Source organism: Streptomyces sp. NPDC006393, assembly GCF_040628575.1.
Lineage (GTDB): Bacteria > Actinomycetota > Actinomycetes > Streptomycetales > Streptomycetaceae > Streptomyces.
The window spans coordinates 1-23,232 of record NZ_JBEXZD010000067.1 but is presented as its reverse complement, the minus strand read 5'-3'; the positions used below and the strand labels follow the sequence as shown (position 1 = coordinate 23,232).

Here is a 23,232-nt window from a genome sequence, read left to right as displayed (position 1 = left end):
CAGTGTTCTCCAACTACCTGATCGGTCTGCGCGAGGGGCTGGAGGCCAGCCTCGTCGTGTGCATCCTGATCGCCTACCTGGTCAAGACCGGCCGCAGGGACGCCCTGAGGCCGATCTGGACCGGGATCGGCATCGCCGTCGCCATCGCCATGGGCTTCGGCAGCGTCCTCGAGTTCGGCTCCCAGGAGCTGACGTTCCAGGCGCAGGAGGCGCTCGGCGGCTCGCTGTCCGTCCTCGCGGTGGGTCTGGTGACCTGGATGGTCTTCTGGATGCGGCGCACCGCCCGGCATCTGAAGTCCGAACTGCACGGCAAGCTGGACCAGGCGCTGGCGATGGGCACGGGCGCGCTGGTGGTCACCGCGTTCCTGGCCGTGGGCCGGGAGGGCCTGGAGACCGCGCTGTTCGTGTGGGCGTCCGTGCACGCCGCCTCCGACGGCACCCCGCGCCCGCTGCTGGGCGTCGCCCTGGGCCTGGCCACGGCGGTGCTGCTCGGCTGGCTGTTCTACCGGGGCGCGCTGAAGATCAACCTCGCCAAGTTCTTCACCTGGACCGGCGCCATGCTGGTCGTGGTCGCGGCGGGCGTCCTGGCGTACGGCTTCCACGACCTCCAGGAGGCCGACTGGCTGCCGGGCCTGACCAGTCTGGCCTTCGACATCAGCGGCACCATCCCGCCGGACAGCTGGTACGGCACGCTGCTGAAGGGCGTGTTGAACTTCCAGCCCGACCCGACGGTCCTTCAGGTCACGGTGTGGCTGCTGTACCTGGTCCCCACGCTCACGCTCTTCTTCGCCCCGGTAGGGTTCGCCTCCGGGAAGGGGAAGGTGACGGTAGCTGATGAGCAGGGTTCGCGGCCCTCGCAGGCGTCGCAGGCTTAGCCGGGCCGAGCTGCGCGGGCTTGAGCGGAAGGTCCTGATCGCGGCCACGGTGACCGCGCTGGCGTGGACGGCGAGCGGGTGCGTGGTGGTGCACGGGGAGCGAGAGGTGCTCCCGGCCACCACGCGAGCCGAGGCCGCGAAGGCGCTGGCGCAGTTCACGGACGTGTACAACAAGGCCGACAAGGCCTACGACAGTTCCCTGGACGCGGGTCATGTCACGGGCGCATTCGGCGCCATCGACGCGGCACGGCTGAAGGCCGGCCACATCAACAGCCCGGGCGGGAACGACCAGCACACTCCGCTGACGCTCACCGACGCCAGGTTCACGATCCCGAAGAAGGCCGGCTGGCCGCGCTGGTTCCTCGCCGACGCCAAGGGCAACAAGGGCGGCAGCGCGCGCTGGCTGCTGGTGTTCACCCGGGACGACCTGAACGAGACGTGGAAGGTGGCCTACCTGACGCTGGTGGCCCCCGCGAACGTGCCGAAGTTCAAGCAGGACGCGGACGGCTGGGCCGAGGCCGTGCCCGCCGACTCCCCCGGGCTGGCCGCCCGTCCGGGCGACCTGAGCCAGGCCTACGCCACCTATCTGAAGGACGGCGGCGACACCTTCGCCCCGGGGCAGCACACCACCACCTGGCGCGCGCTGCGCGCCCGGGACGCCGTCAAGCCGGGCCTGGCCACGCAGTACATCGACGAGCCGCTCACGAACGGCGCCTACGCCCCGCTGGCGCTGCGCACCGCCGACGGCGGCGCGCTGGTGTTCTTCGTCACGCACCACTACATGAAGCAGACCGCCGCCGCGGGCGCGACGGTGCCGCGCCCGAACAAGGCCGTGCAGGCGCTGACCAAGGGTGAGATCAAGCAGTCGCTGACGATGGAGTTCGTCTCCAACGAGGCGGTGCTGGACCCGGCGGCGGGCTCGGGAGGCTCGGCGGGGTCGGCCGGCTCCGGTGGTGGCCAGGCGGAGGGCCAGGGGAAGATCACGGTCGTGGGCCGCGTGCAGGGGATGACGACGGCGCAGGGCGGGTGACCGCGTGCAGGGGATGACGAGGGCGCAGGGCGGGTGACGCGGGTGCCTTTGAGGGGGCGCCTTCCGCGGGCTCCTCGCAACGGCGGCTTCAGTGGCCCAGGGGCCAGGCGGCGCCGATGTGGCCGGGTTCCTGGCCCGCGTGGCGGGCGCAGGCGTCGGTGAGGGCCTCCAGGAGGCTGAGCGGGTCGGGCAGCGGATGCTCGGGGCCGCGTACCCAGCGCACCGACCGGTCCGCGTCGCCGGGCAGCCGGGCCGGCGGTACGAGGACGTAGGAGCCTCGGCAGTGCCAGCGCAGCCCCGGGTGCTCGTCCATGGTCTCCGGGTGGCAGTCCAGTTCGCAGGGCCACCACTCGTCCTCGTCCTCGGGGGTGCCGCGGGTGAGGGTGAAGAACAGCATGCGGCCGTCGTCGCTCTCGGCGACCGGTCCCGTCTCGACGCCGGCGGCGAGCAGCCGCTCCAGGGCCTCCCGTCCGGCCTCCACCGGCACGTCCAGCACGTCGTGCACCATGCCGGTCGCGGTGATGAAGTTCGCCTGCGGCTGGTGCCGGGCCCAGCGCTCGATCTGCGCGCGGTCGGTCGTGGACTGCGTCTGCCAGGCGAAGGACACCGGGTGCCGGGCGGGCGTGGGGCATCCGACGCGGTCGCAGGAACAGCCGTATCCGGGCCCCGGGTGCGCGGCGGGCGCGAGGGGCAGTCCCGCGCCGACGGCGGCGAGCAGCAGGGCTTCACGGCCGTCGTCCCCGGCGGCCTCCTTCGGGCGGCGTCCACGCAGCCACTGGGAGAGTTTGCCCTGCCGGCCGGTGCGGCCGCCGAACTCCGCGCTCATCTATCCCCTCGCCTCGCTGGTGTGGACAGCTACGTCTGGACAGCTGCGTCCATGGTCCCACCATCCCGCGGCCGCGGTGACCGCGGCCCCGTGTCCGGGCCGGGCGTCGCCGCTCAGCGTGGTGTCAGTCCGTACAGCGCGTAGTCGACGAGGGTGTCGGTGTAGGCGTACGTGATGGGGGCCGTGCGCTGCAACCAGCGCTGGGCGAGCGGGGAGACGAAGAGTTCCAGGGCGATGCGGGGGTCGACGTCCGGGCGTACGGCCCCGGTGGCCTGGGCGGAGCGCAGCCGGCGCACGTACAGCTGGAGCTGCGGTTCCAGCAGCTTGGCCACGAACTCCCGGCTGAGCTGCTCGTTCACCAGGCCCTCGGCGGCCAGCGCCCGCGACGGCGCCTCGAACCTCGGATCGAGCAGTTCGTCGACGGTGGCGCGCAGCACCGCCTTGAGGTCGGCGGCGAGGTCACCGGTGTCGGGGATCTCGTACGGCACCTGCCCGGCCTGCCGGGCCGCCTGCTCGCCGAGGTCGAGGAACGCCTCCAGGAGCACGTCCGCCTTCGACGGCCACCACCGGTAGATCGTCTGCTTGCCCACCCCGGCCCGGGCCGCGATTCCCTCGATCGTGGTCTTCGGGTAGCCGACCTCGGCGACGAGCGCGAGGGCGGCGTCGTAGATCGCACGACGGGACTTCTCACTGCGGCGGGTGGCGTCGGGGGCGGGCTTCTTGACCATGGGGCGACGGTAGCAGGGGGGTGAGACGGGGCGTCTCGCCGTGGCGGTGTGCACCTCGGGTGCCTGCTTGTCGGGTGCGTGCTCGTCGGGTGTGTGCTCCTCGGGTGCCTGCTCCTCGGGTGCCTGCTCGTGGGGGGCCTGCTCGTCGGGGCGGGCCACTCGGGTGGGCGAAGGCCGGCCCCCGGCCCGCGCGCCACCGCCGTGCCGGGCGCACCATGGGCTCGAAGCAGCCCCGCGGTACCCGAGGAGGCCGCCTTGGTGCGTTCCCGCAGCGCCACACCCCGGCGCTTTCTGATGTGCCCACCCGCACACTTCGACCTCACGTACGCCACCGAGCCGTGGACGGATCCGGCCAAGCCGGTCGACGTCGCGCTGGCCCTGGCCCAGTGGGAACGGCTGCGCGACGTGTACCGGTCGCTCGGCCACACCGTCGAGGAACTGAGGCCCGAGCCGACGCTGCCGGACATGGTGTTCACGGCGAACGGCGCCACGGTGGTCGACGGGCGGGTGTTCGGCGCCCGGTTCGCCCACCCGCGGCGGGAGCCGGAGGCCGAGGCGCACCTGGAGTGGTTCGCGGCGAACGGGTTCGCGCATCTGCATGTGCCCGTCCACATCAACGAGGGCGAGGGCGATGTCGCCGTCACCGCCGCCTTTCTGCTGGCGGGGCACGGCTTCCGGACGAATCCGCTCGCGCACGGCGAGGCGCAGGAGTTCTTCGGGCGGCCGGTGATCGGTCTGGAGCTGGTCGACCCCCGTTTCCATCACCTCGGGCTGGCGCTTGCCGTGCTCGACGACACGGCGGGCGAGGTCGCGTACTACCCGCCTGCCTTCTCGCCCGGCAGCCGGGAGGTGCTGCGGCGGTTGTTCCCCGACGCGCTGGTCGTGGCGGAGGAGGACGCGGTGGCGCTCGGGCTGAACGCGGTCTCCGACGGGCTGCACGTGGTGCTGCCGCAGACGGCGGCGGGGCTGTGCGGTGCGCTGCGCGAACGGGGGTTCGAGCCGGTCGGGGTGGAGATGGGCGAGCTGCACAAGGGGGGCGGGGGTGTGAAGTGCTGCTCGCTGGAGCTGCGCGGGATGCCGTGAGTGCGGGTGAGTGGTGGTGCCGTCGCGCGTCCTGTGCGTGGGTGGGGCGGGGCCGTGGGGGTGCGTCCAGCCCGCCGCACACGGACATACGGCCCAAAGGAGTCGGGTCGGCCGGAGGAGGGACCGCAGTACGCGGCGGGCTGCGGACGCATCCCCACGGCCCCTTCCGCCGTCGGGCGGCCTCCGGCAGCCGGTTCCTCCTGTGTCGCTACGCCGTCGGGCCGTCCGGCGGCCAGGGGTCGCCCCAGTCCGCGTCGCGGGCCGCCTTGTAGAGGTCGCCGTGGCGTTTGGTGACCGTGCGGCGGCGGAGTCGTTCGTCGGCCTCGCAGAGGTCCAGGAGGACCTGTCCCTTGCGGATCTGGGGGCGCCGGACGACACGGGCGGGCGCGGGCGTGACCGGGAGGCGGGTGGCGGCGACGTAGCTGAACTTCTCGTCCTCGTAGGCGAGGGAGCCGCCCTTGACCTGGCGGTGCAGTGAGGACCGGCTGACCCGGGCCGAGAAGTGGCACCAGTCCGTGCCGGGCACGATGGGGCAGGCGGCGCTGTGCGGGCAGGGCGCGGCGATGTGGAATCCGGCCGCGACGAGCCGGTCGCGGGCCTCGATGACGCGGGCGTAGCCGGCGGGGGTGCCCGCTTCCACGACCACGACGGCCCGGGCGGCGGTCGCTGCGGCGTCCACGACGGCGGCCCGGTCGGCCTCGGTGAGCTCGTTGAGGACGTAGGAGACGGTGACCAGGTCGGTGGGGTCGAGGGTGAGCGCGGCTCCGATCCGGGCGCGCTGCCAGCGGACGTCCCGCAGGGCGGGGTGGCCGGCGGCGAGTTCCCGGCCGAGGGCGAGCGCCGGCTCGGCCCAGTCGAGCACGGTGACCGGCCGGGTCCCCTCCCAGGTGGCGGCGACGGCCCAGGTCGCGGCGCCCGTCCCGCCGCCGACGTCCACATGCCCGGCGGGCGCCCACCCGGGCACGGCGGCCGCGAACGCCTCCAGCGCGGAGCGCACCGCCTCGAAGGTGGCGGGCATCCGGTAGGCGGCGTAGGCGGCCACGTCCGCGCGGTCCCGCAGGATCGGCGCGTCGGTCGGGGTGCTCCCCCGATAGTTGGCGATCAGCCGCTCCACGGCCCCCGCCGCCTGCCGCGCCGGCAGCCCGTCCAGCAGCCCGGCAAGGGCAACACGAAGCATCTCCGCCGACGAGGCGTCGGGGGACACCGGGGCTACGGGGCCGGTGGGTGCAACGGGATCAACGGAAGCAGCGGGGTCGTTCACCCTTCGATTCTCGCAGGCCCGGGAGCCCTCGGGTGACGCTCATGGTCGCCGCTCACGCGCCCCGTACGGCGCGGGCCAGGCGGCTCGCCGCTGCCGCGCGCGGGCCGTTGTCCGGTGGGCGGCGGCGCGGGTGGACCGTGTTGGCCAGCAGCACGAGAAACGTGTCCGTGACCGGGTCCAGGACCAGCGACGTCCCGGTGAACCCGGTGTGTCCCGCCGCTCCCCCGCCCGCCAGCTCCCCCATGAACCACGGCTGGTCCACCGCGAAGCCCAGACCCGGCGGGCTCAGCAGCAGCTCGACGAAGTCGGGGCCGAGGATCCGGGCGGGCCCGTACGCCCCGCCCGCCAGCAGTGTCCGGCAGAACACGGCCAGGTCCACCGCCGTGGAGAACAGTCCCGCGTGCCCGGCCACACCTCCCAGCGCCCACGCGTTCTCGTCGTGCACCTCACCGCGCAGCATCCCCCGGTCCGCCTTGGCCCACGGCCGCCGCTGGTCCTCGGTGGCCGCCGCGCCGGGGCACGGCCCGAAGCGTGTGGACGTCATGCCCAGCGGGCGGGTGATCCCGTCGCGGATCAGCGTGTCCAGGGTGCGGCCGGTGACGCGCTCCAGGACGTGCTGGAGCAGGAGCGGGTTCAGGTCCGAGTACACATAGGTGGTGCCGGGCGCGGTCACCGGGTGCTCCGCGCGCAGCATCGCCAGCCGGGCCGCCCGGTCCGGGCAGTCGTACAGCGGCAGTTCGGGGCGCAGCCCGGAGGTGTGGGTGAGCAGCTGCCGTACGGTGATGCCGCTCGCGTCGGCGGCGCGGAACTCCGGCAGATACGCCCCCACCCGCGCGTCGATGCCCAGTGTGCCCCGCTCGATCTGCTGCACGGCGGCGACCGCGGTGCACAGTTTGGTGAGGGACGCCAGGTCGAAGGGGGTGTCGAGGGTCATCGGCACCCATGCCTCGGGCGGCAGTTCCACGCCGCGGTCGGTCACGGGGTCGTAGGAGCCGTACCGTACGGCCCAGCCCGCGGCCTCCGCCACGGCGATCACGGGGCCGCGCCCGGCGACGACGACGGCGCCCGCCGTCCAGGGGCGCTCGCCGGTGGTGAGGGCGCGGACCTCGGAGACGAGGTGATGCAGTTCGGCGGGGTCCAGTCCGGCCTTCTCCGGTGTGTCCCGGCGCAGTCTCGGCGCGCTCAGCTCTCCTCCCCCGTACTCAGGGTCTCCGCGGTCACGGTTTCCGTGCTCGTGGCTTCCTTCCCGGGTCGGCACATTGCCACGAAGCAGGCCAGCGCCACCAGCGCGGCCGCCAGTTGGACGACCGCCATGGGTACGGCGGTGTGCTCGCCGGCGATCCCGACGAGCGGGGAGGCCACCGCGCCGATGAGGAAGGAGGACGTGCCGAGCAGCGCGGACGCGGAACCGGCGTTGTGCCGGGTGCGCATCAGGGCGAGGGCCTGGGTGTTGGGCAGGGTGACGCCCATCGCGGACATCAGTACGAACAGCGCGGCCGCCACGGGCGCCAGGCCCACCTCGCCGAGCGCGCCCGTCGCCATCAGCAGCAGGGCGCCGGCCGCCAGGATGACCACCGTGAGGCCGACGGCCAGCACCCGGTCCAGCCGGACCCGGCCGACGAGCACCTTGCCGTTGATCTGGCCGACGGCGACCAGTCCGACCGAGTTGAGCCCGAACAGCAGGCTGAACGTCTGCGGGGAGGCGCCGTAGATCTCCTGGATCACGAACGGGGACGCGCTGATGTAGGCGAACAGCGCGGCGAAGGCGAAACCGCCCGCGATCATGTACCCGGTGAAGGCGCGGTCGGCGAGCAGTCCGCGCATCGAGCGCAGGGCCTGACCGACGCCGCCCTCGTGGCGTCCGGCGGGCGGCAGGGTCTCCGGCAGCCTGGTCCACACGACCGCGCCCAGCAGCACTCCGACCACCGTGAGCACCACGAACACGCCCCGCCAGTCCGTTACCCGCAGGATCTGACCGCCGATCAGCGGCGCCACGATCGGCGCGACCCCGGAGATCAGCATCAGGGTGGAGAAGAACCGGGCCATGGCCACGCCGTCGTACAGGTCGCGGACGACCGCGCGGGCGATCACGATCCCGGCCGCGCCCGCCAGGCCCTGCGCCAGCCGGAAGGCGACGAGTACCTCGACGTTCGGCGCGAGCGCGCACAGGGCGGTGGCCAGGACGTAGACGGCCAGCCCGGCCAGCAGCGGGCGCCTGCGGCCCCAGCGGTCGCTCATCGGTCCGACGACCAGCTGCCCGAGCGCCATTCCGGCCAGGCAGGCGGTGAGGGTGAGCTGGACGGTCGCGGCCGGGGCGTGCAGGGAGCGGGTGACCTCCGGGAGCGAGGGGAGGTACATGTCCATCGCGAGCGGGGGTGTGGCGGTCAGGCCGCCGAGGATCAGCGTCACCAGGAGGCCGGTGCGGCGGGCGGCGCCAGGGCGGAGGGCCGGGTCGGGCGGGCCGCTGCGTCGTCCGGGCCGCGGTGCGGCCGTCCGGGCCGGTTCCTGTACGGCCTGTACGGCCGGCGCGGTCGGCGCGGTCGGCGCGGTCGGCGCGGTCGGCGCGGTCGGCGCGGTCGGTATGGACTCCTTCGGCGCGCGCGGCGCCGACGCCCCTCCCTCGGACATGTGTCCCTCCCTCTTCGGCTGATCCGCCGCCTATGCTCTCAGCTCGTACGCCGTGCCGAGGAACACATGATCGAGGGTGGGGTCCGGGATGTCCGGGATATCCGATGTGAGCGAAGAGAAGGTGCGTTGGGGGATTCTGGCGACCGGTGGGATCGCCGCCGCGTTCACCGCGGATCTGGTGGACCTGCCGGACGCGGAGGTCGTGGCGGTGGCCTCGCGCCGTACGGAGTCGGCGAAGGCGTTCGCCGACCGGTTCGGCATCCCGCGGGCGTACGGATCCTGGGAGGAGCTCGCGCGGGACGGTGACATCGACGTCGTCTACGTCGCCACCCCGCACTCGGTCCACCGCACGGCGGCCGGTCTCTGCCTGGAGGCCGGGCGGCACGTGCTGTGCGAGAAGCCGTTCACGCTGAACCTGCGGGAGGCAAAGGAACTGGTCGCCCTGGCCAGGCAGCACGGACGCTTCCTCATGGAGGCCATGTGGATGTACTGCAATCCGCTGGTACGGCGACTGAAGGCACTGGTCGACGACGGGGCGATCGGCGAGGTACGCACCGTGCAGGCCGACTTCGGGCTGGCCGGGCCGTTCCCGCCCTCGCACCGGCTGCGCGACCCCGAGCTGGGCGGCGGGGCGCTGCTCGACCTCGGCGTCTACCCGGTGTCGTTCGCGCATCTGCTGCTCGGCGAGCCGTCGGACGTCGCGGCCCGGGCGGTGCTCTCGCCCGAGGGCGTGGACCTCCAGACGGGCGCCCTGCTCTGCTGGGACGGCGGCGCGCTGGCCCAGGTGCACTGCTCCATCACCGGGGGCACGGCGAACGGCGCCTCGGTCACCGGCTCGAAGGGCCGTATCGACATCCCGTCGGGCTTCTTCCACCCGGAGCGCTTCGTGCTGCACCGCGACGGGCGCGACCCGGAGGAGTTCACCGCCGACCCGGCGGACGGTCCGCGCACCACCCTGCGGCACGAGGCGCTGGAGGTGATGCGCGCGCTGCGTGCGGGCGAGACCGAGTCGCCGGTCGTGCCGCTGGACGGCACCCTGGCGGTGATGCGGACGCTGGACACGATCCGGGAGCGGATCGGGGTGCGCTATCCGGGGGAGGCCACCGAGTCGGCGGAGCCCGCGCTCGTCTGACCCTCCGCCCGTCCGTCTGTCCTTCGGCCGCGCATCCGTATCCGCATCCGCATCGCCATCCGTATCCGCATCCGTATCCGTATCCGTATGGCGGACGGGGGATTCCGCATGACGGATGCTGCTCGTACTCTCCGGTGCCATGACCGACACCTCATCGAAGATCGCCGTGGTGACCGGAGCCGGATCGGGCATCGGGCGGGCCGTCGCCGTCGAACTGCTGCGCGCGGGCTGGTCCGTGGCGCTCGCGGGCCGGCGGCCGGAGACGCTCGAGGGGACGGCGACACTCGTGCCCGAGGCCGCCTCCCTGGCCGTACGCACCGATGTGGCGCGACCGGAGGACGTGGCCGCGTTGTTCGCGGCCACCGTCGAGCGCTTCGGGCGGGTCGACCTGCTGTTCAACAACGCGGGGACGTTCGGGCCGGGCGGTGTGCCGGTGGAGGACCTGCCCTACGAGGCGTGGCAGCACGTGGTGAACACCAACCTCAACGGGGCGTTCCTGTGCGCCCGGGCGGCGTACCGGCAGATGAAGGAGCAGGACCCGCAGGGCGGCCGGATCATCAACAACGGCTCCATCTCGGCGCACACGCCCCGGCCGCACTCGGCGCCCTACACCGCCACCAAGCACGCGCTGACCGGTCTGACCAAGTCGCTGTCGCTGGACGGGCGGCCGTACCGGATCGCGGTGGGGCAGATCGACATCGGCAACGCTGCCACCGACATGACGGCCAGGATGCAGACGGGCGCGCTCCAGGCCGACGGCGGGACGGCCCCGGAACCGGTGATGGACGTGGCCGACGTGGCGCGCACGGTACGGCACATGGCCGAGCTGCCGCTGGAGGCGAACGTGCAGTTCGCGACGGTGCTGGCGACGACGATGCCGTACGTGGGGCGCGGCTGAGCGCATCCGGGGGCCGCATGCGGCAGCCGCTCCACGTACCGGTGCGCACCCCGCGGTCCCGCGCGGGATCCCCCCTACCGGTGCCGTGGAACGGCTGCCGCCCCCTCCCCTGGATGTGGCTGTGCGCGCGACCAGTGGAAGTCCGCTGGACGCAAGCCCCGCTCGGCGAAGCCCTGATGACGGAGCCCTCTGCCCCAACTGTGAAGCTTTGGTGAAGGAGGCGTCGAGCATAAGCCGGTAACCGGGCGGTCCGGCGCGGATTGTTGAATTCCGGTTGTGCAGATCGCTCAACGGCGGTGGCGACCCGCCGAGTCGGCCCGCGCCGCCTGTGCCGCCGCCCTGCGCCGGCGCAGGGCCCACGCCCCGCCCGCGAGGAGTACGGCCGTACCGCCCGCGCCCTCCAGCAGCCGCCAGGACGACGGCCCGTGGTGCGCCGTGGCACCGGACGCCCCCACACCGGCCGGGTCGGCCTTCCGTCCGGACGGGCCGGCCTCCGCCGTCGTCCCGCCCTCGCTCAACGGCTCGACCAGCGTGCCCACGGCCTGCGCCGAACCGCCGTGTGCGAAGCCCCAGTCGAGCAGGGCGGCGGTCTCCTCGTAGACGGCGTTGGCACCGGCCGAGGGGTGCATCACGGTGACCAGCAGGGTGCGGCCACCGCGGACGGCGGCACCGGTGAAGGTGTTGCCGGCGTGGCTGGTGTAGCCGTTCTTCACGCCGATGATGCCGTCGTACGTCTTCAGACCCCAGCTCCCGGTCAGCAGACGGTCGGTGTTCTGGATCTGGAACGTCTTCTTCCCGCCGGCCGGGAAGTCGGCGGTGCGCGTGCCGCAGTAGCCGCGGAAGTCGGGGTTGCGCAGCCCGTGCCGGGCGAACAGCGTCAGGTCGTACGCCGAGGACAGCTGGCCCGGGTGGTCGAAGCCGTCCGGGCTGACCACGTGCGTGTCCAGGGCCTGGAGGTCCTGCGCCCTGGCCTGCATCTCGGCGACCGTCTTCGCCACGCCGCCGTTCATGTGGGCGAGCACGTGCACGGCGTCGTTGCCCGAACGCAGGAAAACGCCCTGCCACAACTGCTCGACGGTGTAGGTGATCCCGGGCTGGACGCCGACGAGGCTGGAACCGGCGGGAATGTCGGCCAGGTCGGCTGCGGTGACCTTGTGCCGCCGGGAGCGGGGGAACTTCTTCAGCACCGTGTCCGCGAACAGCATCTTCAGCGTGGACGCGGGCGCCAGGCGCTCGTGCGCGCGGTACGCGGCGAGCACCTCCCCGCTCTCCCCGTCGGCGACCAGCCAGGCGCGGGCGGTGAGCTTCCTCGGCAGGCCGGTGGTGCTCTGCGCCTGCACCCCGCTCCGAGCCAGCCGCGCACCGCCGATCACGCTCGTGCCGGCGGCCGAGGCCGGGGCCGCGCCGACCGTGACGGCCAGCGGACCGGCCGCGGCCAGACCCAGCAGGGAGCGCCGGGACAGACGGGGGGAGGGGGGCTGAGTGGAATCGCGCACTCCGGGACCGTACAGAGCGAGGCCGGGCCCGTGCACGACGGGTCCTCAAAGGGAGATCAAAAGATCACCAAAGGAGGGACGTCGCGTCGGTCATCTCGCTCATCCGCCGATCCGGCTGATACCGATCCAGCTGATGCCGATCCGGCTGATACGGTCCGCTCGCTACGCCTGCTCGGTCTCGAACCGGGCGATCCGCCCGTCGTCGGCGACGGTGAAGGTCCACCGGGTGCGCATCTCGCCCCAGGTGTCGTTGCTGTAGCGGGCGAGGAGGGCGCGGCCGCCCCGGGACTCGTTGTCGACCTCCATGTGGCCGTGCGTGGCAAAGATCTCCTGCTCGATCCACTCGGCGAGGTCGCGGTCGGATCCGTCGTCCGCCATGGTCGCGCCGGGGGCGAGGATCTGCATGAAGCCCTCGCGGTCATGGGCGTTGACGGCGGTGACGAAGGCGCGGACGGCCGGGTCGCTGAGTCTGGCGGTCTGAATCGTCATGTCGGCAGAGTCACACCGCCCCCGGCTCCTCGCCACCCGAACAGCGCCGTGGGCGGGCCGAGCGGGTGTGCCCGGTGCGAGGGTGGGAACTCCGAGGGAACCCCCGAGCCCTTCCCCTGGAGCCGTCTGGAGTCACCGTGACCTGTTACGACCGACGTGATGTGGGCCTGCTGCTCCTCCGGCTGGGAACGGGAGGTGTGCTGGCCGCGCACGGCGCGCAGAAGCTGCTCGGCTGGTTCGGCGGGGCCGGCCTGGAAGGGACCGGGCAGTTCATGGAGTCCGTCGGCTACCGGCCGGGAAAGGCGAGCGCTACGGCGGCGGGACTGGCGGAGGCGGGCGGCGGTCTGCTGCTCGCCCTGGGCTTGGCGACCCCGGCGGCGGGCGCCGCGGCGGCCGGGGCGATGACGGGGGCGGCGGCGGTGCACGCGCCGAGCGGCTTCTTCGCCCAGGGCGGCGGCTACGAGTACGCGGCCTCCCTGGGCCTGACGGCCGCCGGCCTCGCGATCAGCGGCCCCGGCCGTCTCTCCGTGGACCACGCCCTCGGCCACGCCGTCGACCGCGGCTGGATGGTCCCGGCGTCGTTCGCGGTGACGGCCGCCGGGACGGCCTTGGTCATCGGCGCCCGCGTCAGGCACCTGCGCCGTCAGAAGGAGGGGCAGCAGGAGGCGCTGTTCGAGAAGTGACCGACGAGCGACCGACGCATGGCCGACGCATGGCCGACACATGGCCGACGCGGGGCCGCCGAGGGACGGTCCGGGGAGCGACGGAGACGTGGCAGGCTGCGTGCCCATGAGCGATCAGGACACGACGGCCGCCCCCGTGACGGCCCCCGCGGACCTCTGGACCTCCATCGACGACCTGTGGACCTGGCTCGACACGCACGGGCCGTACGGCGGCCGGGAAGGCCTGCTGCTGAGGATGCTCAAGCTGTCCGAGGAGGTCGGCGAGACCGCCCAGGCGGTGATCGGCGTGATGGGCCAGAACCCGCGCAAGGGCACCACCCACACGTGGGAGGACGTGCAGTCCGAGCTGTGCGACGTGGTCGTCACGGCGCTGGTGGCCCTGCGCACCCTGACCCCCGACGCACGGGAGGTCTTCGGTCGTCACCTGGCGAGGGTCAGGGAACGTTCGCTCGGAGCGGCCGGGGCACCCGGAACCCAGGGCGGTCCCGCCTCCGGCTGAACCCCGGCGCGATGCGATGACCCGATGGCTGAGGCCGACCCTGCTGGTCGTGGGAGCGATGAACTCGCCGCGGTTCGCGCCCGCCGGGCTGCTGCTGCGCCACGCCCGGCGCAGGGTGGCCTTCGCCGGCGGGCCCGGCGCAGGGTGGCTTTCACCGGCGGGCCCGACGCAGGATGGCCTTCGCCGGCGGGCCGACGCAGGATGGCCTTCGACGGTAGGCCCAGCAGCCTGCCGCCGCCCGGCCGGCTCGACGCCTGGCTGGTCACCGACGAGCACTCCGAACCGCGCTCCGCGCTGCGACGCCCCGCCGCCGAACGGCACGTCCCGGTGCGCGCCAGAGACCTCGACCTGGGCGGCCTGTGGGTGCGCCGCCGTCCGGTCGCGCACACCTCGCACCCCGCCTACGGCTACCGCATCGAGGCGGACGGGCTCCTGGCCGTCCGGGCCCCGGAGTTCCCGGAGTTCCCCGCCTGGGCGGCGGGCGCGGACCTGTTGTTCGCCGAGGCCGCGGCCTGGAACCGGCCGATCCTTTTCCGCCGCACCTACGCTGCGCCCTGCGCCTTTCCACCTGAGCGAGCTGACGGGCGATCGGCCCGCTCAGTACCGGATCTCCACGGCCCGCCCGCCCGCATCCAGTTCCGTCACCTCCGGAATTCGGCCCGCGATGCCGAGCGCGATCCGGTGGGCGGACCACGCGGCGACGGCGGCGTCGAGAACGTCGTCCGCGGGAACGCGGTCCGCCTCGCCGAGCTCGTCCGGGAGCACGAGCCCGGCCCCGGCCAGCAGGGAGCGGCGCAGATTCTGGCCGCGCCAGGTCTTCTTGGCGTGGGCCAGGGGCACCCCGCCTGCCAGCTCCCGGAAGGACACCTCGGGATGCACCTCGTGGATGCGGCCGTCGGCGAGCCGGCACGCCCGGGCCTCGAGAAGCTTCGGCGCCAGCGCCCACGCCTGCCGGCTCAGCCGCCCACCGGCGAGCTCCTGGCACCGGTCCGCCGCCGCCCGGTAGTCGGCCTCCTGCCACGCCGCGCGCGGCGCCACCAGGAACACACTGCTCCGCCGCTCCCCGAGCAGCGCCCTGGCCGCGAGGTCGGCGGCCCGCCACCCTCTCTCGACGAGCCCCGACGGCATGTCCACCGCGGCGACCCGGACACCGCCGGCACGCCCGATCAACGTATCGAGCCGCACGTCCACCAGACTGCCCGCGTACGCCCCGTCCGCCAACCGGATGCCGACCCACCCCCGCTTGCCGCAGGCATCGACTCCGAGCACGTCCATCCGGCCCCGCCTCTCTCGCACCGGTCAGGCCGTGGCGGCGCGAGGAAGTGACCGGCCGCCGACGAGACAGTACGCGGTCACGCGGGTGGCGGGTGACTCCATGCACCGAGGCGTGTGACGGGGCGTCAGTTCCCCGCCATGCCCTCGGTGTCCGCGAGACGGGCCGGCTCGTCCAGCACCAGCCCGGCGTGGTGCTCGGGCTCCGGCACCGGCACCGGGTGGATCAGGGACCGTACCCGGCCGGCGCGGTCCAGGACGACGGCGGCGCGCGCGAACAGCGTCCGGTCCTCGGCCCGCACCTCGGGGACGCCGAGCGCGCGGCCCAGGGACAGGTCCTCGTCGCCGACGAGCGGGTATCCGAGGGCACGGCCCTCGGCGAACCCGGCGAGACGGCCGGGGGCATGAGCGCTGACGCCGAGCACCCGGGCGCCGACGGGCAGGGGCCCGGCGGTCGTCGGGACGGTGCGCTGCATGGTGTTCCTCCGTGACGCGGCGAGGCGTGCGGCTACGAGGGTGGATGATCACAGGGATTCCGCGCCCGCCGCCGGGCACGCGCCCCCGCCCCGCGGCGACAGAAGCCGGTCACCGCAACGTTCATTTTCGGTCAGACAGCGACGCAAGCGTCTCAGGTTCCGCTCCCGAGCAATCGACAACTCCCCATATGATGACCGCGAATTGTCGAGAACACGACCGCCCCTGTGTCGTTCATCGACCGACCGGCAACCGACACGCCCCGAGGACCCAGTCGATGAGAGTGCACACAGACGCGGCCGGCCCCCGCGCGGAGCGTCCCTCACCGCGCAGAACCCTGCGGGTGCCGCTCGCCACCGCGGTCGTGGCCGCGGCCGTCGTGGTGTGGGCGGCGGCCTCCGCCCCCGCGTCGTTCCGCACCCCCCTGGCGATCGGAGCGGGTGCCGCCGCCGTGGCGCTCTGCGCCGCCGTGGCCATCGCGGTCAACCAGCGCGAGCAGGCCGGCCGTGCGCGGCGCCGGGCCGAGGCCACGGCCGCCGAGGCGGCCGCCTCGGCACGGGCGTTCGCCGACGAGACCGTGCCGGCGCTGCTGGAGCGGTTGCGCGGCGGCTCCGCGTGGGAGACCGCGCTCGCCGCCGTTCCCCAGCCGGCCGACCCGGCCCACCGGCGGGCGCTGCGCCGGCTGGCGGAGGAGTTCGGCCGCAGCGAGAACCGCCGGGCCGCGGCCCTCGCCGCCTGCGCCAACGTCGCCGGCCGGATGCAGGCGCTGGCCACCGGCATGCTGGCGGACCTGCGGGAGATGGAGCACCGGCACATCGACCCCGACGTCCTGGGCGACCTGCTGCACCTGGACCACCGCACCGCCCAGGCCGGCCGGCTGGCCGACAGCATCGCGGTGCTCACCGGCGCCCGCTCCGGACGCCGCTGGGCCAAGCCCATCGTCATGGAATCGGTGCTGCGCGGCGCCATGGGCCGGATCGCCGGCTACCAGCGGGTGCGGTTGCACTCGATCACCGACGTCGCGGTCGCCGGCTACGCCGCCGAGGGCGTCATGCACGCCCTGGCCGAGATCCTCGACAACGCCTGCAACTTCTCGCCGCCCACCACCGAGGTCCACGTCTACGTCTCGGAGGTGCCGGCCGGTGTCGTGATCACCGTGGAGGACAGCGGCCTGGTGATGAGCGACGTCGCTCTTCGCCGGGCCGAGCACTCCGTGGGCGGGGCCTCGCAGGACCTGGCCGAACTGTCCGGCACCCGCCTCGGCCTCGCCGTGGTGGGGCGCCTCGCCCGCAAGCACGGTCTGACGGTCTCCTTCCGTCCCTCGGCGAGCGGCGGCACCGGTGTCGTCGTCCTGCTGCCGCAGGAGCTGGTCACCCGGCCCCAGCCCGACCCGGTGCCGGAGCCCGCCCGGACGCCGGAGCCCGAGCCTGCTCCGCCCCCGTCGGCCCAGAAGACCTCCGCGCCGACGCCGGCGGCACTCCCGCCCGCCGCGCCCGGCCAGGACCACACCCCGGAACACGCCACGGCCGCAGTTCCCGCGGGTGCGGCCCCCACCGCCGCTGACCACACGGCCGCGGACCGCACCGCCGTAGACCACACCGCCGTAGACCACACGGCCGCGGACCCCACAGCCGTAGACCCCACGGTCGTGGACCTCCCGGGCGCGACACCCCTCGGCTCCGGTGCCCTGCCCAAGCGGCGCCGTGGCCGCACCCTCGCCGCCGCCCACCCGGAAGGGGTCCCCGGGGCGGAGCGGCGGCCCGTGCGGGCCGGCACGGCGCGCCCGACGCCGACCGCCTCCCCCGACCGCCTCGGCGCGTTCCGCCGGGCCGTCACCGGGCAGGGCCCCGCGGTGGAGACCGCGACGGGGGACCCGGCCGACGGCGGGCCCTCTACCACTGCTACCGCTTCCCACTCGGAGGACGACCGATGACTGCACCCGCCGCAGCGGTGACCGAGCTCACCTGGCTGCTGGAGGGCCTGTTGGAGCGTACGCCGGGGACCAGACACGCCTTGGTGCTGTCCCGTGACGGGCTGAAGCTCTGTCACACCCGCGAACTCTCCGAGGACCGGGCCGACCAGCTCGCGGCGATCTCCGCCGGCATCCAGAGCCTCTCCCACGGCGCATCCGTGGAGTTCGGGGACGGGACGGGCGGGGTGCGCCAGTCCATGACCGAGTTCTACGGCGGCATCCTCTTCATCGTGGAGGCCGGCGAGGGCGCCCATGTGGCGGTCGTCGCGGACGAGGACGCCGAGCCGGGTCTGATCGGCCACAACATGCACGAACTGGTCGAGCAGCTCGGGGAGTACCTCAGCGCTCCGCCGCGGGAGCCCGCCGGGGACGGCACGGCATGAGCCGGCCGGGCCGGGACGACGACCCCGACCGGCTGTACACCCTGACCGGGGGCCGCAGCCGGGCGGACGGGCACGAGTTCGACCTGGTCACCCTGGTGGTCAGCGAATCCGAGCCGCGCCCGGGCATGCAGTCGGAGCACGCCGCGATCCTGCGCATGTGCCGTCTGCCCACCGCGGTCGTGGAGATCGCGGCGGACCTGCGGCTGCCCGTCGGCATCGTGCGGATCCTCCTGGCCGACCTGCTGGACATGGGTGTGATCACCGCCCGGCATCCGCGCACCGCCCCCGCCCGGGCGCAACTACTCGACCCGATCCTCCTGGAGCAGGTGCTCGTTGGACTACGCAATCTCTGACGCCCCGGTGGCCCGCGCCCCGCTGAGCCGCACCGCCGACAACGGACTGAAGATCGTCGTCGTGGGCGGTTTCGGCGTCGGCAAGACCACCCTGGTGCGTTCGGTCAGCGACATCCGTCCGCTGAGCACCGAGGAGACGATGACCCAGGCCGGCCGGGGCGTCGACGACCTCGGCGGCGTGGCGGGCAAGACCTCGACGACCGTCGCCTTCGACTTCGGGCGCATCTCCCTCGACCGGCGGACGGTGCTCTACCTGTTCGGCGCCCCCGGGCAGGAGCGCTTCTGGTTCCTGTGGGACCGGCTGTTCGCCGGCACCCTCGGCGCGGTGGTCCTGGTCGACGCCCGGCGGCTGGCCGACTCCTGGTACGCCATCGACCGGCTGGAGCACCACGGAACGCCGTTCATCGTGGCCCGCAACGACTTCGGCGGCCCGCGGCACTCCCCGGAGGCGCTGCGGGACGCCCTCGACCTGGACCCGCGGGTGCCCCTGGTCGACTGCGACGCCCGCTCCCGCGCGTCCAGCAAGAACGTGCTGATCACGCTCGTAGAGCACCTTCAGGCCCTCGCCTCCGCCCGGGAGACCGCATCGTGACGACCTCGCCCTCCCCCGACGCGCCGTCCCCCGACGCGCCGTCCCCCGACGCGCCGTCCGCCCGACGGCCGCACCCCGCGCCGCCCGTGGGATGCCCGGCCCACACGGGCACCGACGCCGTGCCGCTCAGCGGCCCACGCTTCCACACCGACCCGCTGGGGCTCTACCGGGAGATCCGCCGCGAGCACGGCCCGGTCGTCCCCGTGGAGCTCGGCGGGTTCCCCGCCTGGCTGGTCATCGGCTACCGCGAACTCCACCAGGTGACCAGCGACCCCGTGCTCTTCCCCCGGGACGTGGGCCTGTGGAACCAGTGGGAGAACATCCCCCCGGACTGGCCGCTGCTGCCGATGGTCGGCCAACGTCAGCCGTCCATCTACTACACCGTCGGCGCGGAGCACCGCCGCCACTGCGAGATGGCCGTTCCGGCCCTGGAGGGCGTCGACCTCTTCGAACTGCGCGGCATCACCGAGCGGTTGGCCGACGAGCTGATCGACGGCTTCTGCGGCCGCGGCTCGGCCGAGCTGGTCTCCGAGTACGCCGTGCAGCTGCCGGTGCTGGCGCTCGCCCGGATCATCGGATTCCCCTTCGAGGACGGTCCGGAGATGGCCCGGGTGCTCAACACGCTCGCCGACGGCGGGGCGGACGCGCAGCAGGCGTACGCGCGGTTCGGCGAGCTGATACAGCGCCTGGTGGAGACCAAGCGGGCACAGCCGGGCGCCGACGTGACCTCGCGGATGCTCGCCCACCCGGAGCCCTTCACCGAGCAGGAGTACATGCTCGACCTGATGGCCGTCACGGCCGCCGGGCACCTGCCGACGGCCGACTGGCTCGGCAACTCGATACGGCTCATGCTCACCGACGACCGGTTCGCCGCCTCCCTCGGCGGCGGCCGCCACAGCGTCGCGCAGGCCATGAACGAGGTCCTGTGGGAGGACACCCCCACCCAGATCCTCTCCGGACGCTGGGCCGCCCGCGACACCCAGCTGGGCGGCCGTTCCCTGCGTACCGGGGACATGCTGCTGCTGGGCCTCGCCGGGGCCAACGCCGACCCGGCCGTACGGCAGCACGGGCCGCGGGCGACCGACGGCCCGCACACGGGCAACAGCGCGCACTTCGCCTTCAGTTACGGCGAGTACCGCTGTCCCTTCCCCGCCCAGGAGATCGCCGAGGTCATCGCCCGTACCGGGATCGAGGTGCTGCTGGACCGGCTGCCCGACCTGGATCTGGCGGTCCCCGCGCCGACGCTGGCCCGCCGGCCGTCCGCCTTCCTGCGCGGGATGTCGGCGCTGCCCGTACGGTTCACCCCCGTGCCCACGACTGGAGGCCACCGTTGAACAGCCCGCACACCACCGCCGAGCACACCGAGGACCCGGCGGCCGGCGGCTGCCCCTTCGCCGGGGACACCCTCGTGATCGACCCGCTGGTGCGGGACCTGGCGGGCGAGACCCGGCGGCTGCGTGACGCCGGGCCCCTCACCCGTATCGACCTGCTCGGCGCCCAGGCCTGGACCGTCACCCGCCACGCCGAGGCCCGGCAGCTGCTCACCGACTCCCGTCTGGTCAAGGACATCGACGTCTGGCGGCTGTGGCAGACCGGCGAGGTCACCCGGGAGTGGCCGCTGATCGGCATGATCGACACGGGCCGCTCGATGTTCACCGTGGACGGCGCCGAGCACCGGCGGCTGCGGGCCAAGACCGCGCAGGCCGTCACTCCCCGCCGGGTCGCCGGACTTCAGCCGCTCATCGAGGAGATCACCGGGCGTCTCCTGGACGACCTGGCCGAAGCGGGCGCCGACGGGCCGGTGGACCTGAAGACCCGGTTCGCCCTGCCGCTGCCGCTGAGCGTGGTGAGCGTGCTGATGGGCGTCGACCCGGCCGAGCACCCGAAGCTGCACCGCATATACAAGGCGTTCTTCTCCATGCTCACCCCGCAGGAGGAGCGGCTGGCGGTGATCGAGGAGATGGACGTCCTCTTCAGGGCCATGGTGCGGGAGAAGACCGCCCGGCCCACCGACGACCTCACCAGCGCGCTCATCCTGGCCGACGAGGGCGGGGAACCGCTCACCGAGGACGAGGTGGTGGGCAACCTCAAGGCCATGGTGGCGGCCGGCCACGAGACCACCATCGGGCTGATCCTCAACGCCGTACGCGCCCTGCTCACCCACCCCGACCAGCTGCGCAGGGTCCTCGGCGGCGAGATCCCGTGGGAGACGGTGATCGAGGAGACCCTGCGCTGGGACACCCCGACCACGCACCTGCTGATGCGGTTCGCCACCGAGGACATCGAGATCGGTGGCACACGGATCGCCAAGGGCGACGGGGTGGTCATCTCCTACCGTGCGATCGGGCGGGACACCGAGCAGCACGGCCCGGACGCCGACGTCTTCGACATCACCAGGCCGGACCCGATCCGGCACATGAGTTTCGGGCACGGGCCGCACATCTGCCCGGGTGCGGCGCTCGCCCGCCTGGAGGCCCGGATCGCCCTGCCCGCCCTCTTCGACCGTTTCCCCGGCCTGGCCCTCGCCGTTCCCGTCGAGGAGATCCGCAACCTCCCCGTCCTCACCCAGAACGACCTCGAGTCCTTCCCCGTCCTCCTCAACGCCTGATCCCCGGCCCGGGGACCGCCTCTACGAGGTGGAACCCTTGCGCCCCACGAGGTGAAAGACGCGGCTGAGCTGGCGGTAGGGGTCTCGTCGACTGGCCTCCAGCTCGACCGCGGCCGTCGCCGCCAGCTGCTTCGTGTCGCGGGGGTCCAGCTCGGCTCCGCCGAACTCGAGCCAGTCGACGAACAGCCACACCCCGTACCAGCGCAGCGGCTCCACGCCGCGGTCGCGCAGGAGCTCGCCGACTTCCTCGACCGTGTCGGCCCGGGCCCGCACTCCGAGCACACCGATGCCGGTTCTGGCGTCGAACGCCGCCAGAGCGTCGTCCCAGCGCCGTTCCAGGGCCGGGCGCACCGCCGTCGTTCTGGCGTTGCCCGTCATGATCGAGACGATGCCGCCGGGGGCGGCGCACCGGCACAGCTGGTCGATCAGGGGCTCCGGCTGGTCCACGTACCCGAGCACGCCGTGGCACAGCACGGCGTCGAAGCGCCGACCGTTCACCACCTGGTCGGCGTGCTCTCCGTCGCCCTCCACGAGCGTCACCCGCCGCCGGGCCTCGTCGGGCAGTGCATCGAGCCGCCGCCGGGCCTTGTCCAGCATCGCCGGCGACGGGTCCAGCAGCGTCACGTCGTAACCGGCCTCGGCCAGCGGAAACGACTGATGTCCCGCACCACCGCCGACATCGAGCACGGACGCCGGAGGCGGCGGCAGCTGCTCGAGCAGCTGCTGGTGCATCACGTACGTCCGCACGTATCCCTTGACCGAGCCGTACGCATCGGCAAACCGGTCGGCCAGTCCGGCGGCCCAGGTGTCATCGCCCATCAGCCCACGATACGAAACCCGCTCAGGCTTTGAAGCCGCAGGTCGCCGAGCCGGTCGGCCTGGTCACCGGTCGGGGAGCCACTGCGGCGCGAGCTCCGTCAGGGCTGCCCGCAGGGCTTCCGGGAATGCGGCGATCTTACGGACGGCGGTCATCGGATACGGCCTGGTCCTCGGGGTGTCGTGCTTCCCCGCGACGGTACCGGGGCCGGGGATCCGGTGCGAGCGCGATGAGCGGCGCGATCCGCCAGCACTCGCGCTCGGGCGGCTTGCCGAGCAGGTCGTCCCAGATACGGTCGAGGCCGCTGGCGCCGTCGTTGCGGCCGTACACGTTGAGGCGCTGGAATTCGTCCAGTCTGATGGCGAGCCCGGCTCCGTGGAGGAAGACGGCGGGCTTGATGAACGGAATCCGGCGGGGATCGATGTGACTCGCGCGGGCCGCGTTCCAACTGTCCCTTGAGTTCCTTGCACTTCAGATCTGTGAGGTGCCGCGGGTTCTTGAGCGTGCGGACCCGATCGGCGTGGAACTGCCAGGTGTCACCGTGGTTGACCACCCGGCCGGGATGACCCTTCAACTCCAGGAGGTAGAGCCCGCCAGGAACCACGATGAACAGGTCACACTCGTTCGTACGCCCGGAGGCGGCGGTGAAGGAGAACGTGGCCCACGCTCAGTACGGCTCGGTGTCCGGCATAAGCTGCCGGATGTGGTCGAGGCCCTCCTGTTCCCAGGGCCGAAACGGCGGCTTCAGGGCTGCTGCGCAGGGACAGTGCCCGTCGGCATCGGTACGGGTGCAATGCCGACTGAGCGCAACCGTGTCGACGACGTGCCCCATGTTCGTGCGCTGCTTACCGCGGGAAAGTTGGCCGAATCCCGCCGCTCCGACGCCCCACCGGCCACCAAAACCCCTGCTTGCGCAGCACAACAGTGGGATAAAGTCGACCCGCGCCACAGCCCTCTCCGGAGGGCATACGCGATGTGGGCCTACGAGCGCGAATCTCCTTCGCCTCGGTCGGACGGATTCGGGACGTTCCCGGCTGGGAGCCGTCCCTGCCATCCGACCGCACATAAGGAGACGCTCTCGGATGAGCCCCGTCGAGTACAAGCCTGAACGGCCCCGCACCTTGGTCCGCGAC

General features: G+C 73.2%; 24 protein-coding genes. 13 read left to right on the top strand and 11 right to left on the bottom strand.

Annotation, left to right across the window (positions count from 1 at the left end):
- Positions 1–2 precede the first annotated feature (2 nt).
- Complete coding sequence (gene efeU / locus ABZ484_RS24890) at positions 3–875, top strand: iron uptake transporter permease EfeU (protein ID WP_358868151.1); 873 nt, start codon at positions 3–5, stop codon at positions 873–875.
- Entirely contained in the window at positions 835–1,905 is a 1,071-nt protein-coding gene (locus tag ABZ484_RS24885; RefSeq protein ID WP_358868132.1) for a hypothetical protein, read from the top strand. The genes efeU and ABZ484_RS24885 overlap by 41 nt, the downstream gene beginning before the upstream one ends.
- A gap of 88 nt (positions 1,906–1,993) precedes the next feature.
- Here the strand turns inward: ABZ484_RS24885 and ABZ484_RS24880 are convergent, their stop codons facing one another.
- Complete coding sequence (locus tag ABZ484_RS24880) at positions 1,994–2,731, bottom strand: bifunctional DNA primase/polymerase (RefSeq protein ID WP_358868131.1); 738 nt, start codon at positions 2,729–2,731, stop codon at positions 1,994–1,996.
- A gap of 113 nt (positions 2,732–2,844) precedes the next feature.
- Entirely contained in the window at positions 2,845–3,459 is a 615-nt protein-coding gene (locus ABZ484_RS24875; RefSeq protein ID WP_358868150.1) for a TetR/AcrR family transcriptional regulator, read from the bottom strand.
- A 255-nt stretch (positions 3,460–3,714) separates the two neighbouring features.
- On the opposite strand from ABZ484_RS24875, the gene ddaH reads away from it, so the two are divergent.
- Positions 3,715–4,542, top strand: coding sequence for a dimethylargininase (gene ddaH, locus ABZ484_RS24870; RefSeq protein WP_358868130.1), 828 nt, complete (start codon positions 3,715–3,717; stop codon positions 4,540–4,542).
- 208 nt (positions 4,543–4,750) lie between these two features.
- Here ddaH and ABZ484_RS24865 read toward each other — a convergent pair whose 3' ends face one another.
- The 3 genes from ABZ484_RS24865 to ABZ484_RS24855 form a co-directional block, all read right to left on the bottom strand.
- Positions 4,751–5,719: a small ribosomal subunit Rsm22 family protein gene (locus tag ABZ484_RS24865; protein WP_358868129.1), complete on the bottom strand. Its 969-nt coding sequence runs from the start codon at positions 5,717–5,719 to the stop codon at positions 4,751–4,753.
- Between the two features lie 136 nt (positions 5,720–5,855).
- Positions 5,856–7,061 carry a serine hydrolase domain-containing protein gene (locus ABZ484_RS24860; protein WP_358868128.1) on the bottom strand — a complete coding sequence of 402 codons (1,206 nt, stop codon included), beginning with the start codon at positions 7,059–7,061 and terminating at the stop codon, positions 5,856–5,858.
- On the bottom strand, positions 6,986–8,431 hold the full coding sequence (locus tag ABZ484_RS24855; RefSeq protein ID WP_358868127.1) for a multidrug effflux MFS transporter: 1,446 nt from the start codon (positions 8,429–8,431) through the stop codon (positions 6,986–6,988). Before ABZ484_RS24855 ends, ABZ484_RS24860 begins: the two co-directional genes overlap by 76 nt.
- 106 nt (positions 8,432–8,537) lie before the next feature.
- Between ABZ484_RS24855 and ABZ484_RS24850 the strand changes: the two genes are divergently transcribed.
- On the top strand, positions 8,538–9,563 hold the full coding sequence (locus tag ABZ484_RS24850) for a Gfo/Idh/MocA family oxidoreductase (protein ID WP_358868126.1): 1,026 nt from the start codon (positions 8,538–8,540) through the stop codon (positions 9,561–9,563).
- 139 nt (positions 9,564–9,702) lie between these two features.
- Entirely contained in the window at positions 9,703–10,461 is a 759-nt protein-coding gene (locus tag ABZ484_RS24845) for an SDR family oxidoreductase (protein WP_358868125.1), read from the top strand.
- Positions 10,462–10,748: 287 nt separating this feature from the next.
- On the opposite strand, the gene ABZ484_RS24840 is transcribed toward ABZ484_RS24845, so the two are convergent.
- Both ABZ484_RS24840 and ABZ484_RS24835 read right to left on the bottom strand, forming a co-directional pair.
- The gene (locus ABZ484_RS24840) at positions 10,749–11,957 is read right to left on the bottom strand and encodes a D-alanyl-D-alanine carboxypeptidase (protein ID WP_358868124.1); all 1,209 of its coding nucleotides are present in this window, start codon (positions 11,955–11,957) and stop codon (positions 10,749–10,751) included.
- Between the two features lie 162 nt (positions 11,958–12,119).
- Positions 12,120–12,446 carry a nuclear transport factor 2 family protein gene (locus ABZ484_RS24835; RefSeq protein ID WP_358868123.1) on the bottom strand — a complete coding sequence of 109 codons (327 nt, stop codon included), beginning with the start codon at positions 12,444–12,446 and terminating at the stop codon, positions 12,120–12,122.
- Positions 12,447–12,583: 137 nt separating this feature from the next.
- Between ABZ484_RS24835 and ABZ484_RS24830 the strand changes: the two genes are divergently transcribed.
- Together ABZ484_RS24830 and ABZ484_RS24825 are read left to right on the top strand one after the other, a co-directional pair.
- A complete protein-coding gene (locus tag ABZ484_RS24830; RefSeq protein WP_358868122.1) occupies positions 12,584–13,129 on the top strand; it encodes a DoxX family membrane protein in 546 nt (181 codons plus the stop codon).
- A 106-nt stretch (positions 13,130–13,235) separates the two neighbouring features.
- Positions 13,236–13,628: a MazG-like family protein gene (locus tag ABZ484_RS24825; protein ID WP_358868121.1), complete on the top strand. Its 393-nt coding sequence runs from the start codon at positions 13,236–13,238 to the stop codon at positions 13,626–13,628.
- Between the two features lie 597 nt (positions 13,629–14,225).
- Here ABZ484_RS24825 and ABZ484_RS24820 read toward each other — a convergent pair.
- Both ABZ484_RS24820 and ABZ484_RS24815 read right to left on the bottom strand, forming a co-directional pair.
- Entirely contained in the window at positions 14,226–14,903 is a 678-nt protein-coding gene (locus tag ABZ484_RS24820) for a DUF429 domain-containing protein (protein ID WP_358868120.1), read from the bottom strand.
- A gap of 125 nt (positions 14,904–15,028) precedes the next feature.
- Complete coding sequence (locus tag ABZ484_RS24815; RefSeq protein WP_358868119.1) at positions 15,029–15,376, bottom strand: hypothetical protein; 348 nt, start codon at positions 15,374–15,376, stop codon at positions 15,029–15,031.
- Positions 15,377–15,651: 275 nt separating this feature from the next.
- Between ABZ484_RS24815 and ABZ484_RS24810 the strand changes: the two genes are divergently transcribed.
- From ABZ484_RS24810 to ABZ484_RS24785, 6 genes are all read left to right on the top strand, one after another.
- Entirely contained in the window at positions 15,652–17,307 is a 1,656-nt protein-coding gene (locus tag ABZ484_RS24810; RefSeq protein WP_358868118.1) for an ATP-binding protein, read from the top strand.
- A complete protein-coding gene (locus tag ABZ484_RS24805) occupies positions 17,304–17,729 on the top strand; it encodes a roadblock/LC7 domain-containing protein (protein ID WP_358868117.1) in 426 nt (141 codons plus the stop codon). Before ABZ484_RS24810 ends, ABZ484_RS24805 begins: the two co-directional genes overlap by 4 nt.
- Complete coding sequence (locus ABZ484_RS24800) at positions 17,726–18,082, top strand: DUF742 domain-containing protein (RefSeq protein ID WP_189901501.1); 357 nt, start codon at positions 17,726–17,728, stop codon at positions 18,080–18,082. The genes ABZ484_RS24805 and ABZ484_RS24800 overlap by 4 nt, the downstream gene beginning before the upstream one ends.
- Positions 18,063–18,674, top strand: coding sequence for an ATP/GTP-binding protein (locus ABZ484_RS24795; protein WP_358868116.1), 612 nt, complete (start codon positions 18,063–18,065; stop codon positions 18,672–18,674). Before ABZ484_RS24800 ends, ABZ484_RS24795 begins: the two co-directional genes overlap by 20 nt.
- 86 nt (positions 18,675–18,760) lie before the next feature.
- On the top strand, positions 18,761–20,008 hold the full coding sequence (locus ABZ484_RS24790) for a cytochrome P450 (RefSeq protein WP_358868149.1): 1,248 nt from the start codon (positions 18,761–18,763) through the stop codon (positions 20,006–20,008).
- A 74-nt stretch (positions 20,009–20,082) separates the two neighbouring features.
- On the top strand, positions 20,083–21,282 hold the full coding sequence (locus ABZ484_RS24785; protein WP_358868148.1) for a cytochrome P450: 1,200 nt from the start codon (positions 20,083–20,085) through the stop codon (positions 21,280–21,282).
- A 21-nt stretch (positions 21,283–21,303) separates the two neighbouring features.
- On the opposite strand, the gene ABZ484_RS24780 is transcribed toward ABZ484_RS24785, so the two are convergent.
- The gene (locus ABZ484_RS24780; RefSeq protein WP_358868115.1) at positions 21,304–22,101 is read right to left on the bottom strand and encodes a methyltransferase; all 798 of its coding nucleotides are present in this window, start codon (positions 22,099–22,101) and stop codon (positions 21,304–21,306) included.
- 149 nt (positions 22,102–22,250) lie between these two features.
- A complete protein-coding gene (locus tag ABZ484_RS24775) occupies positions 22,251–22,703 on the bottom strand; it encodes a hypothetical protein (protein WP_358868114.1) in 453 nt (150 codons plus the stop codon).
- Between the last annotated feature and the right edge of the window lie 529 nt (positions 22,704–23,232).